We start from the raw sequence: 18,481 nt of genomic DNA on the forward strand, positions 1-18,481 counted from the left end.
TCCTTGAGTTAGCCTTGTGCGACCGGTTTGCTATCCTCAATCATGACAGCAAGCTCCGCAACCGTCGGCTTCAGATAAAGGAAGCGGGCAGGTATGACCGTTTCCAGCAATTTCTCCATATTAACGATCAGTTCAGACAGGATCAGCGAGTCGCCGCCAAGTGAGAAGAAGTTGTCGTGAATGCCCACAGGCTCCACCAACAAGTTCTCTCCCCATAGTCTGACAAGTTCCGATTCCATCGCATTTCTCGGCGCAGTATAGGGTGTGCCCAATCTGCGAGGAGAGCGCACAGCCGCAGGCAATTGTCCCCTGTCTACCTTCCCGTTCGGCGTTAACGGCATTTCCGCCAGCGGCATGATGGCCCATGGAACCATGTAGGGAGGCAACTGCTGACACAGGTATTTATACAACCCGGTCAGCTTCCTGGATTCCTCATCTGGAGAAGCGTTGGTCACAACATATGCAAGCAGACGCTTGTTGCCCAATCCATCCTCTTGTGTTGTAACCACGGCAGCCTGAACATCTTCATGTTGGGTGATGACCATTTCGACTTCATCCGGCTCTACCCGGTATCCCTGAATTTTAACCTGTCGATCTGCACGACCGATAAACTCCAAGCTTCCGTCTTCAAACCACCGAACAATATCCCCCGTTCTAAACATTCGGGCACCGGCCGTTTTGCTCCATGGATTAGGCACGAATCTGCTCGCCGTCTCTGCCGGATTATTCAGATATCCTCTCGCTAAACCTGCCCCGGCAACGTATAATTCACCCTCCTGCCCTGGGGGCATCGGATTCAGATTCTCATCGCAGACGATTGCCCACGTTCCGTTGATCGGTGAACCAATCGGGACAGTAGGGTGGGTGGTCATGGTCGTGGTGGTCCAGCAGGTCGAGAATGTCGTATTTTCCGTTGGACCGTATCCATTGGTGAACGTCAGATGCGGATGGGTTGCCAGAAGCAGCTCAAGGTGTGCAGACGAGATCACATCCCCACCTGCCAACGCATGTTTAAGTCCCTTAAACATATCCAGATAGGAATTCACCATTACCTGAAACAATCCCGCTGTTAGCCATACTGTCGTTACTCCCTCCGTTCGGATCGTTTCAGACAGCAGGTCCGGACGTATTATTCCGCAATCGTAGATAACCAGCCGCCCGCCATTGGCGAGAGGAGACCAAAGTTCAAACGTGGAAGCGTCGAAAGCGACCGGTGAAACAAGCAAAAATACATCATTGGGTGTAAAAGAGAAATCCTTGGCATTATCGACTAAACGAGAAACCGCCCGATGCGGTACACATACGCCCTTCGGCGTGCCTGTCGAGCCTGATGTATAGCTGATATAAGCCAAGTGCTCTGGTGTCACTTCTGCCCTCTCCCGCCTAGGGGCCGAAGCAAAAGTCTGTTTGTCATGATCCAGCAGCAGTACAGGTATCGAATGTTCTTCGAACCGCTCACTGAAGCAGCTTTGAGTAATAACCAGACAGGGCGACGCATCTTCAAGGATAAAATTCAGCCTTGCCTGCGGAACACTTGTCTCAAGCGACAAGTAACATCCCCCTGCCTTCAGGATGGCTAATAGCGAAATCACGAGGTCAAAAGAACGATTGGCAAGAATCGTAACGATGCTGTCAGGGCCAACTTCAAACTGTGCCAGCCTGTTTGCGAGAGCTTCCGCAGCTTCATCCAGTTCTCGGTATGTCATATGTCTGGATTCATAGGTCAGTGCAACGCCATCAGGTTTCTCTTGCGCATGGCGTTCGAACAAGTGATGGATGCAGGAAGACGGATTCAAGGGGATGACGTTCCCGCTCCCAAACGGGGCTGGCTCCCTTTCCGAACTTTCCTGAATACATGCCTCTTTTGCTATATCGCTGACAAATGAAGGATTGGGCTGCAGGCCTACTGGCCTCATATCCGTCCAGACGCCTTCGATCTGCTTCAGACATTCATCGACCGTTCCTTCAAAGCCCGCGTATTCCCAGCCATATGCAAGCTCTCTCTCCACAGGCCAGATAGAATATTGTCCGTCGCTATTTCTAAGCGTAATATATCGCAATTGGGCTGACATCAGACCGACTCCTTCGCTTCATGGGTATAGGATTTCAGATACGCTGCAATCCGTGCAACATTCAAGGGATTCATCATGGAATAGTGATCCCCGTCCAGCATGATGCTATCTACCTGCTTGGCATAGTTGCTCCAGTCACCCTCCATAGACAGAGCACGTTCCTCCTCTTGAGCCTTGAACCAGGTTAACGTACCACCAAACCATTGGGGAACATGCTCGTGCATCGCCCTGTAATTGGATTTGAACAGAGTATAGAAATGATTCAAATGCTCGTCATCGGGACTCCAGTCTTTTTTCCGCTCATCAGAACGATCCCCTATCATTTGTACGCCTGTAAGGTCCTGCAGGAAATATTCCTTCCATTCGTTCTCCGAAAGCTCAAACGCTGCTTCGTCATGAGACCTTAACCTTGCATCAAGCAGCATCAGCATCTCGACCTCTTCTCCTGCCTGTTCAAGCTGGCAGGCCATTTCATGCGCCACAATACCGCCGAATGACCAACCTAACAAGGCATAGGGTCCTGTTGGCTGCACAGCCCTGATCTGTGCAATATACTGATGAGCCATATCCTTAATCGAAGAAAAGGAACGCTCTGTCATGTCGTAGTTCATGGGTCCGTTCAAATGCTTGTCCTGAATGGCGTAAACAGGCCATTCCGCTCCCAAAGCCTGTGGAAAAGCGTTATAACATACGATGCTTCCACCTACAGGATGAATGCAATAAAGGGGTGTTCGGGAACCTGAAGCATTTAAGGCAACAAGAGATGATGGTTTGGGTTCCTCTGCCGGAGCCTGACTCAGCAGCGCGGCTAACCGCTCGATCGTGTCATGCTCCAGAATCGTAGATAATGGCAGCTTGCGGTCAAACGCCTGCTCTACTCTGGCCATGAGCTGAATCGCAAGCAATGAGTTACCGCCCAGGTGGAAAAATGAGTCCCTGATGCCTGGAGCAGCGACTTGAAGAACCTGTTTCCAAATATCTGATAATTGGTGCTCACAGGAATTCCTTGGCGGCTGGAATGCATCATCCAGTTCTGCCACAGGGCTCGTATCTGGCTGCGGGAGCGCCTTCCGGTCTATTTTTCCGCTAGTCGTTAACGGCATTTTATCAATGAACATCCAGTGACCAGGGATCATATACTCAGGCATGCGGTTTTTTGAGAAGCTGTACAAGTCTTTGCGATCCAGCGGAACATTCGGGTTTCTTTGCACGATGCAAGCCACCAGCTGCACATGCTGCCGATTGTCACTGGTTGTATACACCACGCATTCCGCAATGGCGGGATGTTCGCCCAATCTGGCCTCAATCTCCCCCATTTCAATACGATGACCACGTATTTTGACCTGGTGGTCCAAACGACCCATATATTCAATAGCCCCGTTCGGAAGATACCTGGCTTCATCCCCTGTTTTATACAGGCGTGCATTCAGCTCGGCTCGGAGCGGGTCGAGTATAAATCTCTCCGCATCCAATTCCGGTCGGTGATGGTATCCGCGTGCCAGGCAGACACCGCCGATATACAGCTCACCAGGCACACCGACAGGCACAGGCAACATCCGTTTATTGAGTACCCGCAGATAGACATTGGCAATTGGATAACCGATTGGAACGTTTATATCTTCCGGCTTGCATGACCAACTGGTTACATCAACCGCGGCCTCTGTAGGTCCATACAGGTTGTGCAATTCACACGACAGCTTTTCAAAAAATAGTTGCTTTAACATATGCGTAAGTGCTTCCCCGCTGCAAATGACCCTTTTCAGGGTGGTGCATTGTTCTACTCCTCGTTGAGCCAAAAAAGCATGCAGCATGGAAGGCACGAAATGAATCGTTGTAATCTCTTCTTCCTGAATGAGCTTAATCAGATATTCCGGGTCCTTGTGCCCTTCAGGCTCTGCAATGACTAATCCCGCTCCCGTGATCAATGGCCAGAAAAACTCCCATACTGAGACGTCGAATGTAAACGGCGTTTTCTGAAGCACCCGATCCATCCCGGTTAATCGATATTCTTTCTGCATCCAGAGAAGTCGGTTGGCAATCGCTTTATGCTCGATCAACACCCCCTTGGGTTTTCCCGTAGAGCCGGAGGTATAAATCATGTATGCAAGCTGCTCAGGCAGGCACGGGACATTGGGATTCGAGGCAGACTCGGTGGCTAATTCCTCATGAATCCGTTCCATATACAGAACCGTTCCAGCGTATCCTTCAAATAATGGAGCCCACTTTTCGCTTGTCACGACAAGTCCAAGATCAGCATCCTGAATAAGTTCCTGAACGAAAACTGCCGGATGATGCGGATGAATCGGTACGTAAGCCCCGCCTGCCTTCAGAATAGCCATCAGACTGGTAACCAGTTGAGTGGATCGTTCCAAACATATACCTGCTTTCACATCTGGCCCAACTCCATGTTTATGCAAGTAATGAGCTAGCCGATTCGCTTGTTCGTTACACTCACGGTAGCTTAAGCGTTGACCTTGATAAACAAGAGCAAGCTGCTCAGGTGTGCTCTCCACTTGCTGCTCGAATAACTTGTGCAGCAGATGGACTTGAGGAAAATGGTTTTCCGTTTGATTCCAGTTATCTATTTCCTGAAGTTCCTCAACAGACAGTAAGGTGTCGTGATCCGCGACTTCATAGGTATGATGAACAATTGCACGTAGCGCCATCTGATAGTATCCGGCAACTCGGCTCATTTGCTCTTCGCTGAACAGCACCTGATCCCAACGGAGCGCCAGCCTTAATTCACCACTTTCGCCATCCAGCGAAAATTCAGCTCCGAATGGAAAACTGTTATCGGCGTATCCCGGCTCCTCAACAATGTGCAGTTTCCCATAAGAACCCAGCTTCTGCTCAGATACATAGAAATGAGTGAAATTAAAGAATGTCTCAAATAACTTGCCGCTTCCGGTATCCTGTTGGATCTGGGCCATAGGATATCTGCGATATTGCAGCATTTCCTTTTCGGTTTCCCACGTTTTTTCCGCAAGGGCTGCCCAGGTTCCTCCGTCCAGTTGCATGCGAAATGGCAGTGTATTAAGAAATAAGCCCAGGGCGCGGTCACCATCCTTCTGCTCAAGACGACCGTGGAACAGCACTCCCGTTGTGATGTCCCGCTGATTGGTTAATGTTTTTAAAATGTGTATGTGAACGGCCAGCAGCCAGCTCTTGATCGGAATCAGCGTCCTCTGTGCGAGTTCCTGCACGTCACGTGAAAGAGATCGCGATATGTCCACCTCCTTGAGCTTCATGACGGGAGGAGCTGTATCTGTCGGTTCCCACTGAGGAAGCCTAATTCGAGAGAAGCCGTCCAATCTTCGCTCCCAGTACTCCTTATGCTCAGGGGATTGTAATGCGTTCAATTCTTCCCTCACATATTGTTTGAATGTCGTTTGTAATCGTGGAGCCGGCTCCAGTACCTGATCTTGTAAAAGGTGATCCACCGTTCCAAACAACTCTGCTGTAAAATGGGCCACGCTCCAGCCATCCAGTACGGAATGATGCATAGACACGATCAGTTGAACCCAGTCCTTCGCTCGCTGCAACAGAACGACACGCAGGAGCGACTGACTCCAATCAAAGGATGTATCCATTTCATGCTCCACCCATTTCTGAAGCATTTCCTGTTGTGTGTCAGGGTCCGTATCGCTTACATCTACATACTTGATGGGCAGCTTGCCTCTCGTATGCACCAATTGCAGAGGAAGACTGTAACTCGAGAGATCAAACGTCGTACGCAAGATCGGATGACGGTTGATTAACATCTGGAAGGCTTCGTCCCATACTTTCTTATCGAAGGAACCCTTTATGGAAAATTGAATGAGATCATGGTACAGCCTGGACCCGGAATGCAGCTCACTTTGAAACAGCATGCCTCGTTGCAATTGTGTAAGAGGGTACGCATCCTCTATATCTTCAGGCAGTTTGGCAAGGTCCTCTTCAGGCACCAGATCAAACCTGTTGTCTGTAAGCTTGACGATGTCCTGATTCATCAATACATGAGGGGCAAGCTCCCGGATTGTTTGATGAGATAACAAGTCTCTGATACCGAAATAGAGATTCACATCTTTGGCAAGAGCAATAATCGACAGCATCCGTATCGAATCTCCTCCGCAGACGAAATAATTGTCCTCGACGCCGATCCTGGTAACTTCAAGCACAGTCTCCCATATGTTTACCAGACTCTCCTCAATTGGATTGGCTGGGGGCACATAAGCGGACCGCCTCGACTTATGTTCCGTGTTACTCTGAAGAAGATCATAGTCTATCTCACCGCTGGTCAATCGAGGCAGTTGCTCCACCCAAAGCAGCGTTCCCGGAATCATGTATTCAGGAAGCTTGTCCCGCAGATCATGCTGAATCTGTTGTACGGGAACAGTCTGCCCAGTCACAGCAACCAGGTAAGCCATCACATACTCAATACCGTATTCGTCTCTCCGTACCTGGATTGCTGCTTCCTGAACAGCCGGGTGATGGAGGCACGCCATTCGTATTTCATCAAGCTGAACGATATATTCACCTAGCTCCGCTTGGTAACCCACATGGCGCAAACATTCGATCTCTCCATTCGGTAAATAGCGACATATATCGTCCATACGATATAACCATACACCGGGCTCGCCGTTTACTGAACGATAGCTCCATCGCTCATCGGGGTGACTGGCGTGGAACGCTCTTGCATGATCCGAATCCGGCTCGCTCGCATGCAGTGTACCCGCCGCACCCATCGGGACAACCTCACCACTGGCATCAAGAATATATAGCACCCGACCGGTTAATGGCGCACCAATGCCTCGATCTGGACGTTCATATGAGTTCCCACTGGCCGGAATGATACGACTACTGACTACGCCCCCCAGTTCGCTCAAGCTGTTTATTTGAATGAGTTTCGGCTGATGACGGGTATGACGGCCTAACCACCCATTCATGGAAGGTATGGTTACGTTCTTTCCTTTAATAAAAATCGTACGAAGTTCCAGCTTCCCTTTTGCACTGGTTTCATCCAGTCTGATCCAGGTGAGAAATGAAGCCTGAGTTAGTGTAAGGCGCGTTATTTTTTCCTGAATCAGCAGTTCATTCATATATTTAGGTTGCTCGGCAATCCATCCAGGCACGATAACCAATGTTCCTCCGTTGAACAACGCTCCGCATATTTCCCATAACGCCAGTTCACTGTCCACTGCATGCAGCATGGCCCATACGTCATTCCGATCCAAATCAAACGTTTCGGCTGCCGATTTGGATAGCTGCACAATTCTGTAATGAGGCGCAGCGACAGTTTGTGAAGCACCAGATGCTCCAGTATTCCAGAACAGATACGCTCCATCATTCGCAGCCACCTGTACCTCAGGATTGGCAGCATACGCAGGGATGGCAGGAATCCGCTCCAAACAAAAAATCTCCTGTCCTGCTTGCGGAACTTTGCGGACATTGTTTTCGTTTGTAACAATGCATGATACACCTGCATGTTGCAGCATCAGGATGTTCCGTGCTACAGGATGCTCGGAATTCAGTGCAACGCAGCAGCACCCTGCTTTCCATACGCCCAACATACCCACAACGAGGTCTATGGATGGATCAAGCCATAGTCCTACGGCCGTGCCGGGAACAACCCCGTTCTCACGCATATACCACGCAACCTGATTGGCTCTCTGATTAAGTTCAGCGTAGGTCATTGCGTCACCTTGATAACGAACGGCAATAGTATCCGCTTGCAAGGCAGCCCATTGTTCAAACGAATGATGGCCACATGTTGAACTCTGTACCTGGATCTTCGCATCCTTTTTCTGATACAGTTGTTCGGTTATAGACCGCTTCTCTTGCTCATACATAAAAGGAATATGCCATATTTGCTGCTCCGTATCCTCCAGAATGCTTTCTATGAGTTGCACATAATGGACAGATAGCTGTTCAATCAGAACCTCATCATATAAATTCTTTTGGTATTCGAATATGCCATGTAGTCCATCTGGCGATTCCGCAATGTCTAGATATAATTCGAACTTGGCTGTACCCAGATCTAACTCAACCGGCTTAATGTCGATATGTGGAAAATCAAGCTCCAGCTTCGGATGATTCTGGAACGAGAACATCGCCTGAAAAATGGGTGTCTGTCCGAGGCTACGCTCCGGGGCCAGCCTTTCAACGAGCATATCAAAGGGTACATCCTGATGCTCGTAAGCTTCTAATGCAGTCTTTCGTAGCTGCATCAGCATTTCCCGAAAGGTAGGATTGTCATGCAGACGAGCACGCAAGGTCATTGTATTTACAAACATCCCAATGACGTTCTCAAGCTCAATGTGATGCCGATTGGCAATAGGCGTTCCAATAATAATATTGTCTTGACCCGAATAACGGGCCAGAAGCAATTGGTATACAGCCAAGAGCCCAATATACAACGATGTACCGCTACTGCTGCATAACTGCGCGAAGCGCTCAGATAGCTGCAGAGGAATGTGAAATTCAAGAGAAGCTCCTGTATTATCGATCACAAGCGGTTTTGCTGGATCAACAGGCAAGTCCAGAACAGGTAGTTCTCCTTCCAGATGCTTCTCCCAGAATAGCATTTGTTTCTCCAGCCCTTCGCCTTGCAGGCTGTCTCTTTGCCATTGTGAAAAGTCAGCTACCTGGATCGGCAGTTCTGTTAACTCAGCCTCTTTTCCTTGTAGTACAGCGGAATACAGCAAACTCAGCTCCCGCATGAAGACAGAATAGGACCAACCGTCTGTAATAATATGGTGCATATTGATTAAAAGATAATGTTCCTGTTCACTAATGGAATAAAGAACCATCCGGAAAAGGGGGGCATGTTCCAATGAAAACGGACTGCGTATGTCCTGCATTATCCGGTCATTAATTTGCATGACAGCTTCGGTCGGTAATTGAATATGACTGATGACATAGTCCAGTTCGGGAATAATGACTTGCATGATGTCATTGTTCTCCACTGTAAAATATGTGCGAAAGGATTCGTGACGCTCCACTAGTTTGTTAATAGAGCGCTGAAGTATTTCGAGATCAACGGGTCCGTCAAGCTTGTACAGTAGTGGCACATGATAGACAGAAGGATCAGTTATGGTCTCCTGAACAAACCATATTCGTCTTTGGGCGAAAGATGCTGGAAACAAATAATGGTTACTGCTAATCGGTGTACTCAATTGGTCAGTCCCCTTTTTCCTTAGATGGTGGCTTCACGCTTTCGTGCCCCTCGGCATTCTTGAAATTTTCGGAATTTCTACTTTGTTTTCTGCTTCAATACTGCTGATAATCTGAGCCAATTCCATAATCGTTGGCGAATCAAAGATCGCTTTAATGGGTACGTTCTTGGAGAACTCCTTGCGGATCAGAGAGTTCATCTGGGTTGCAAGCAGAGAATGACCACCTATCTCAAAGAAGTTTTCCTTCGTCCCAACTCCCTTTCGATGAAGGAGTTGACACCAGATCCGAGACAAGCGTTCCTCTGTTTCATTCGCGGGCTCCACTGAATCTGCACTTTCCGCTGAAACTTCATCCGGTTTCGGAAGAAGCGCACGATTAATCTTTCCACCCGCCGTAAACGGGAATTTCTTCAATGTCACGTAGAAGGATGGCTGCATATAAGATGGCAGTAGCTGCTTGGCATCATGGCGAATTGTATCCAGAACAGCTTCTCCATTTTTGCATTTGACGTAGGCGACGAGTTGTTGTCCAGAGGCATCCAAGTCACTTCTTACCGTCACCAAAGCCTGTTCAACCTGTGGTAGCTGTTCCAGACAAGCCTCAATCTCTCCAAGTTCCACGCGATACCCTCTAATTTTGACTTGCGAATCTTTCCTTCCGATGTATTCGATCTGACCATCCTCACGATAACGAACGTAATCTCCAGTTTGATACAAACGCTCGCCCTGTTGGAACGGATGAGGAATAAACGCCTTGTCGGTTAGCTCCGGTTGATACAGATAGCCTTGGGCCAATCTTACTCCGCCTATAAACAATTCCCCCGCAACGCCAATGGGTACGGGCTGAAGCAAGTGATCCAGAATGTAAAGCTGTGTATTCGGCAAGGGTCTGCCAATCGGAAGGTCCTCATGCTCTTCATGCAGCTTATCCATATCATCATAAAAAGTGGTCGCCGCTACCGTTGCCTCTGTCGGACCATAAGCATTGCTCCAGCGAATACGTCCCTGCGTAATCTGCTTCCATTTTTCGTATATGGCTATGGAGGCTTTTTCTCCTCCAACGGATACTAGCTTCATAGACGCTGGAAAAGCATCTGTTTCATCCCACTCGCTGACGAGCAAATGCCAGTAGGCTGTAGGCAAATAAAGTACACTGATTTCTTTCACATTTAACCATCGGACGAACTCACGCGTATCCAATACCGATTTCGGACGCAGCACAAGCGTTGCACCTGCGAGAAGCGCTGGAAACATCTCATGGATGGAGAAGTCGAAGCTGATCGCTGAAAATTGCACAATCCGGTCGTTATCGTTCAGCCGGTTCCCCTCTATGACAGTCTGAACATGATCCGCAAGCGAACGCTGCGAAATCATGACTCCCTTGGGCTTACCCGTAGACCCCGAGGTATAGATTACATAAGCTGTATTTTCCATGGATATGCACTTCGAAGGTAGCCCAACTTGCTCTTGCGAGACACGTTCCACCTTTATTCCTTGCAGCTTGTCCACGGCTACCACACAGTCGTGATCAATAGGCAAACTGTCCATTAAATCGGAGTGCGTCAAGACAATCGGCATCCTGCTGTTCTCCACCATCCAGCGAATGCGCTCTGTTGGGTATTCAGGGTCTATCGGCACAAAGCAGGCGCCTACCTTCAACGTCCCGAGCATGGACGCCACCAGTTCAATCGAACGCTCCATGTACACGCCAATGACTGTACCCGGTTCGGTTTGTGCATCACGTAACATGTATGCAATAGTCTGAGCTTGGGTCTGAAGCTCTTCATACGTGATTGTTCGTTCTCCATCCTCAATGGCGACAGCGTGTGGATGACGAAGGGCAGCTTGTGAGAATTGCTGATAGATGTCCTGCTCCTGGGCACTATGATTTACCCCGGACCTCGCCGTATTATTCCAGTCGACAAGCAGTTGCCTCCGCTCCTGTTCGGTCAACAGGGGAGCTTGTGCGATCGTTGTTTCCGGCTGCTGTAACATGCTCTCCAGTAACTGCGAATAGTGCTGGGCAAACCGCTCAATGGTTCCTCGTTCAAACAGAGCAGCCCCATATTCAATCGTGACTTGAAGCTCCTGGTCCTCCTCAATGAACATGCTGATATCAAACAACGAATTGATGTTTTCAAGATTATACGGGCTGAACTTTAATGCCTCTCTATCATTTACATGTTGCGTATTTTGTAGGGAAAACATCACCTGGAATACGGGCGAAAATCCCTGGGAACGTTCCGGTTGCAGCTCTTGGACCAGCTTTTCAAAAGGAATCTCCTGATGGGAGAAGGCCTCCATCGTGACCCTTTTCACCCTGCCTAACAGATCCTTCCACGTCATCTCAGAAGACACACTAGTTCGGAGCACCAGCGTATTCACGAAAAAACCGATCAACTGCTCCCATTCCGTCCGATTGCGATTGGTCATGGGTGAACCAACCAGAAGGTCTTGCTCGCCGGTATATCGATACAACAGCGCCTTGAACGTCGTAAGCAGGGTCATATATAACGATACGTTTTCCTGCTTACTGAATTGCCTCGCTTTCTCGGCGAGTCGTCGATCTATAGTAAAGTCAAAATGCGCCCCTTCATACGATTGCTGAGCAGGCCTCGGACGATCAGTAGGCAATTGTAGGATGGGAAGCTTACCTTGCAATTGTTTCTTCCAATAGGCCATTTGTTCTTCCCAACGGATGCCTTGAAGCATAGTTCGTTGCCAAACCGCATAATCCACGTATTGTAGAGGAAGGGCTTCCCTTTGAAAAGCAGGGTCTTGCTTACAGCGATCATAATTTCCCCACCATTCCTGTTCAAGCAACGACATGGACCAACCGTCGAAAATAATATGGTGTACCACCAGCAATAGAACCCACTCTTCATCGTTCAAACGATACAGGCTAGTTCGAATTAACGGATCGTTGGCCAAATCAAATGGCCGTTGCTCCTCCTCAGCAATCAAAGCTTGGAGACGGAAATACTGGCGCTCTCCCGCGTCATTACGCAAGTCTACCCGTCCAATCGGAAGGGACCGGAAGGGATGGATCATTTGCTTCGGCAGTCCAGCTTGATCCACAAAGTTGGTCCGCAAGCTCTCATGACGCTCAATTAATTGCTGATAGCTCTGTTCCAGAGCTGCTTCGTCCAACTCTCCCATAACACGTAAGGCCTTGGAGATGTTATACATGGATGAGGCCTGCTGCCATTGCTCAAAAAACCAAATTCGCTCCTGAGCATAAGAGAGTGGCATATAAGGCTCGCGAGGTACTGGAACAATACTTTCACTTTCCGATGAAAGACGTTCATGCTGTGCCAGATAGTGCACTAAATGTGCCGCAAAGTCACTAAGCTGCGGAAACTCAAAAATTGTATAAAGCGGCAGATCGGTCTGAAACGCACTTCGGATACGGGAGATAACCTTGATCGCCAGCAATGAATGACCGCCCAGTTCAAAAAACTGGTCCTCCAGTCCAACTTCTTCGCATTCGAGAATATCTACCCAAATGGCGGCAACACCCTTTTCCACTGCAGTAACAGGAGCTGTCTTGTTTTTTCCTCCCATGTTGCGTTTGGGCTGTGGAAGAGCAGATCGACTGACCTTGCCACTCGGTGTCAACGGCATCTCCTCAATCTTCATGAAAATGGTAGGAAGCATGTAATCCGGCAATTTCTTTTTTAAGTGCTCCCTTAATTCAGGCTCTGCAATATCCTTATCCACTACAACGTAAGCGACCAGTTCATGTGGTGCTTGCTGCTCCTGGTATGCCACGACCACCGTCTCCCGAATACCAGGATAAGTGCTAATGACTGATTCCACCTCACCTGGTTCCACGCGGAAGCCGCGAATTTTGACCTGCTCATCCATTCTCCCTAAAAATTCAACATCACCGCTTGGCAGAAAACGGGCCAGATCCCCCGATTTATACATACGCTGACCAGGCTCATCTGTAAACGGATTAGGGATAAATCTGTCCGCGGTCAGTTCCTCCCGATTCAAGTATCCTCTCGCGAGACATATCCCACCAATATACAGCTCTCCATATACGCCAACCGGGACAGGTTGAAGTTCGTTGTCGAGAATGTATATTTCACAGTTATCAATGGCTCTGCCTATTGGTGGCAGCGGATTAACTTCATCCATATCTTCAATCATAAATGCGGTAACAACATGGGTCTCCGTTGGGCCATAGTGATTCTGAACCGTGCAATTTCCAAGCTTTTTATGCCAGTTTCTGATCTGTGGTGTAACGCGAAGCTGCTCTCCTGAAACAGTAATGTCTGTAATCTCATATTCGATGCCTTCGATCTGTTCGGCGACCTCAGCCAGCTGCTGGAAGCTGATGTAGGGCAAGTGCAAACGCTGAACTTTATGCTCAATGATCAGTTCAAGTAGACTCTCCGGATTTTTGCGAGTCTGATCATCGACCAGAATTACCGTGCCTCCGCTGCCAAAAGCTGAGAACATCTCGTGGCATGACATGTCGAAATTCAGGGTCGAAAACTGAAGCACGGTCGCCTGCTGCGGTGACTTCAGGTTTTTCATTTGCCAAGCCATCAGATTTACGATAGGGCGATGATCCATCACGATGCCCTTTGGCTTGCCCGTTGAACCCGAAGTATACAATATGTATAAAATATGATCTGGACCAACACCAGACTCCGGGACTTCTTCCACAGGCTCAAGCTCTTCAATATGATCGAGAACGAACAGATTTGTGCCAGCCCCCCCAATAAGCGACAACAGTGAGGATTGAGTAATTACAACCGGAACATCCGTATCCTCCAAAATATAAATTAAGCGGTCCTGAGGATAATGCGGATCAAGCGGGACGTAAGCTCCTCCAGCTTTTAGAACACCAAGCACCGCAACGACCATTTCCAATGACCGTTCCATACAGATTCCGACGCAAACATCTGGGCCCACCCCATGCTCCCTAAGCTTGAAAGCAAGTCCGTTTGACAGACGGTCTAACTCCTTGTAACTCAAGCGAGTGTCCTTAAAGACGATAGCACTCTTATCAGGTGTCTGCTTGACCTGACGTTCGAAATACTGGTGCATGCAGATGTCATCCGGATAAGGCACGGTCGTCTGATTCCACTGCTCCAGAAGCTGGCATTCCTGTTCCGATAGAATTTGAAGCTGTGAAATAGGTACATCCGGATGCTGAACGACGGACTCCAGCAGCAAAAGATAGTGCTGGATTAAGCCGGCAATGGTATCTTCCTTGAACCGATCAGTACTATATTCAAATCCACCAGACATCCCTTCAGCGTGCTCAATCAGGGTAAGCTCCATCTCAAACTTCGATGTTTTGTTATCAATCTCCAGAGAGGTAACATGAAGCCCATCCAGACTCAGCCGAACATCGTCAATCAGATTAAACATCACCTGAAATAGCGGGGTTCCACCCAGATTCCGCTCAGGTTGAATGGCCTCAACAATGGTATCGAATGGCACATCCTGACTCGCATAAGCATCCAGTGTTACTTGCTGTACCCGTTTCAGCAGGTCCAAAAAGGACATGTCGCTGGATATGGATGTACGAATCACTAAAGTATTCACAAAAAAACCGATCAAATCTTCCAATTCATTGATATTACGATTGGCAATTGGCGTTCCTACGATCAGGTCTGCTTGTCTTGTATATCGATATAAAAGAATTTTATAAACGGTCAGAAATGCCATAAAAGGAGTTGCTCCATACGTTCGGCTTATCTGCTTCAATCCAGCATTTACTTCTGATGGAATCGTGAAGGTAGTAAATGCACCTTTGAACGTTTGGCGAGAAGGACTTGGAAAATCATACGGAAGCTGTAATACCGGTAAACTACCACTAAGCTTCTCCTCCCAATAAGACAATTGCTGCTGAACTTCGCTTCCTTTCAGATATTCGTTCTGCCAGTGTGCATAATCTGCATACTGAATCTCAAGGGGCAGTAGGGGCAAATCCTCACCATTCCGGTTCGCACGATAAAGCAGTTCCAGTTCCTGGCACAGGACGCCTGTTGACCAACCATCAAAAACAATATGATGGATGTTAATCATGAAAAAGTGATCATCCGGCTGAACGCGAATCAACCCGGAACGCAGCAATGGGCCTGTCGATAAATCAAACGGTGTCTGTGCTTCCCGCTGGAACAACTCCATAGCGGCGAGTTCCCGCTGTTCTTCAGGCAGATCGGTTACATCAGTCATTTTCCAGTTATATTCACACTGATCATGGATAATTTGAACGGGTTCCCCGTCTTCAACTGTAAATGTGGTTCGCAACGACTCATGTCTGCTGACCATCTGCTCAAGGCTTTTGGTTAAAGCATTCGTATCCAGCTCTCCTTTGAGGCGAAATAGAAATGGGATATTATAAAATGCGTTTTGTGGATATAACTGATCCAAAAACCAAAGACGCTTTTGAGCAGAGGATACCGGAGAAAACTCCGTCCGCGATACAGGCTGAATGGTTGTATAAACGGCTGTGTTTCCCACTCTTTGTTGCAGCAATCTTTGGAGCATTTCTTGCTTGGATGCAGGAATTGAAGACTTGCGATGACCTGTTTCCATTCAAATTCTCCTTCCGTGGATCAGAATGAATAACTGTTTTTCAGACGACTTACATATTGGTATGAAAAATTGTAACCTCGCCATGCAGTAAACTCATTAGTTGATAGGCCTTATGTAGTTGCCAGCAATACTCAACATCAGTCTGGTCCAGCAAAATTCCAATGCAGGTACCACTATGCGTGATGACAATACCCAACCCGTCCACCTCATTGCATATATCCAGAACCTGCTCCATCTGTTTTTTCTCCAGCAGTCGCTGATTCATAATTGCGCTTTGAGTGGAGATTCTCCCCATAGCCTTCAAATCATTTTCTTTTATGGCAGCAGAAATGCTTGTAAGCATTTGGTCGTATTCCAGCTTCTCTACTGCACTAAAGGATCTGGAAATTTTATTGAACTCTGTTGTATCAACTTCGCCACCTTCATCAATACTTACAATAGACAGATTTGGAACCGGGCCAAGACTTTCACGTAACCTCACAGCCCGATGGTAATAAGATACGATACCGTCATACATGACACCGTCCGTTGGTTCAATCTCCTGAATTAACGCCTCCAATTGTTCTGTTGTCAGATTCAAACCAAAACAATGATCAATCGCTCGGGCAGTTGCAACAATATCAGCTGAGGAACTGGCCAAACCCTTTCCAACCGGAATGTTGCTGTTAATCTCAATACATCCTCCCAGCGGAAGGTCATACAATTGAAGAATTCTAAGCGCGATTTGCCTTGACTTCGATCTGTAGCTGGGAGATACAATCAGGTGGGGGAGGCTCGGCTGTGACTGAAATGTTACATTTGAATATCGGTTGATCGGCAGCGTGATCAGGAAATTCTGTGCATCGGTTCCCACCCCTTGAAGAAGTTCACCAAATGTCCCGAATGATTTTCCAACTCCAATCGACTTTGTTACATTTTTCCCCTCCAAATATGAGCTCATCTGGTAACCCCCTAGGTCAGTAAAGTAGATAAGTTCGACTTCTCTCCTTCGCATTCTGCACGTATTCCCAAGTCAACGCTCTTTCCCGTTCTTGGATGGATATAAGCTCCGCCACCTGATCCGGGTGAGTAGATCCTGAAGACTGCTTCGCAGACAAACCAGATTCAGCGGAAAAACACTGGATTAAACTCTCATCCTGAAGTTTACTGACATAACCCATCTCACCGCATATCGTTCGGAGTAACTCTGAATCTACATCCAATGGCCCACGCCCCTGTTCAATCATGGCTGTAATGTACTTTCCTGCTATGATTTGAGCATTTCGATAGGGGATATCGCACTGCAAGGTTAGTTGATTTGCTAAGGAAAATCCGCCAAAAAACTGCTCGTTACAAACCCGTTCCATCTGCTCTTGATCAAAGCTCACATGCGTAATAACATGAGTTAGCAATTGAATCGCGCTATTCATAGTCTCAAGCATGGTTAAAAAATGGCTACCTCCCTCTTTTGCTGTCTCAACCAAATTGGTATATGGAGTTCGTTGTTGCCCCATCACAAGATCGAGATAATATGCAGGAATATGAGCCAATTTCCCTCTAATTCGTTCTAAAATAGTAAAATTTTTCTTTTGAGGCATCGCTGAAGAAATGCCGCACAGATGATCGGGCAACTGTAAGAAACGGTATTCGCTACTACCCCAATTCATGAAATCTGTCATAAATCGCGTTAACGTCACACTCACATTTGATAACTCCGCACCAATCAGCAGCATGAAATCCTTGGAGGCGACTCCCATCAATGCATGACGACATTCCCGATCAAATCCTAACATTCGCGCCATGTTCATTCGGTCCCATTGTAATTCCAGACCTGACATTGCCCCTGAGCCTAGTGGACATTCATCCAGGCTTGTCCAATGGTTTTGAAAGCGTCCAAGCGCTTGTCCAATATGCTCCAGCATTGCTGCGAAATAGAAACCTGGGCTGATGATTTGTGCTGACTGGTAATGTGTATAACCGGGCATTTTGGTATGGATATGTTGTAGTGCAAGTGGATGAACGGCATCAGCCAGTGAGAGGAGAGCTTCCATCATATTGAGCAGTTGGTCTCTGGCAAGCATGACCTGGGCTGTTGCCTGTACATCATTACGACTTCGATCCAGATGCCATGCTGTGATGGAGTGGCTGGTATTCTGTTCTACATAACGTTCAATCGCAAATAAGATATCCGTCATATTTTCCTGAGGATTGCCTACCAATGTGTCCATGTCGATTTTGTCCAATTGAAGCAAAATATGCTGCAACGCTTCATGTTCTAGCAACCCCATGCGGGTATATTCCATGGAAATGACTTTTTCGATTTGAATATAATAGGGAAGCAGGTGTTGAACTTCGTATTTGAATTGAGGATACAATATTTCATCATGAATAAAGGTGTTAGGTTGCTCCTTTAGCCGGCCAGTTAGTGTGTTTTGGCCTATCCTTTTGTCCATAAATCACTCTTCCTACCTTCATATTTAAAAAGCATTTTAACTGCAGCCTGACTAGAGAAAATAGACAAAAAATAAAATAGGAAAATTTTCATATATTTGATTGAATTATGTTTTTTTCTTCTTAATTACTTTTAACACAACCCACATGTCGAAGTAAGTCGCTTCTTAGTACACAACATGGATAATTTGTTTTTTTATACATTTATTTCTCGACAGCCTAGAATTGTGCATCAATCGGTTATGACAGTTTTTTCACAAAAGG

General features: G+C 47.5%; 5 protein-coding genes. All 5 read right to left on the reverse strand.

All coding sequences use genetic code 11. The annotated features are described in order from the left end of the window. Positions 1–8: 8 nt before the first annotated feature. The 5 genes from ACR32F_RS28340 to ACR32F_RS28360 are packed head-to-tail and all read right to left on the reverse strand — an operon-like array spanning position 9 to position 18,219. Entirely contained in the window at positions 9–2,072 is a 2,064-nt protein-coding gene (locus ACR32F_RS28340) for an amino acid adenylation domain-containing protein (protein ID WP_440113044.1), read from the reverse strand. Then, complete coding sequence (locus tag ACR32F_RS28345) at positions 2,072–9,226, reverse strand: amino acid adenylation domain-containing protein (protein WP_440113046.1); 7,155 nt, start codon at positions 9,224–9,226, stop codon at positions 2,072–2,074. Before ACR32F_RS28345 ends, ACR32F_RS28340 begins: the two co-directional genes overlap by 1 nt. Positions 9,227–9,259: 33 nt before the next feature. Beyond that, positions 9,260–15,787: an amino acid adenylation domain-containing protein gene (locus ACR32F_RS28350; protein WP_440113049.1), complete on the reverse strand. Its 6,528-nt coding sequence runs from the start codon at positions 15,785–15,787 to the stop codon at positions 9,260–9,262. Positions 15,788–15,836: 49 nt separating this feature from the next. Next, positions 15,837–16,727: a GHMP family kinase ATP-binding protein gene (locus ACR32F_RS28355; protein ID WP_440113052.1), complete on the reverse strand. Its 891-nt coding sequence runs from the start codon at positions 16,725–16,727 to the stop codon at positions 15,837–15,839. A gap of 16 nt (positions 16,728–16,743) precedes the next feature. Beyond that, positions 16,744–18,219 (reverse strand): argininosuccinate lyase, encoded by a 1,476-nt coding sequence (locus ACR32F_RS28360; protein ID WP_440113055.1) that lies wholly within the window; start codon positions 18,217–18,219, stop codon positions 16,744–16,746. Between the last annotated feature and the right edge of the window lie 262 nt (positions 18,220–18,481).

Source organism: Paenibacillus hebaui, assembly GCF_051934385.1.
In the GTDB taxonomy this organism is placed as follows: Bacteria; Bacillota; Bacilli; order Paenibacillales; family Paenibacillaceae; genus Paenibacillus.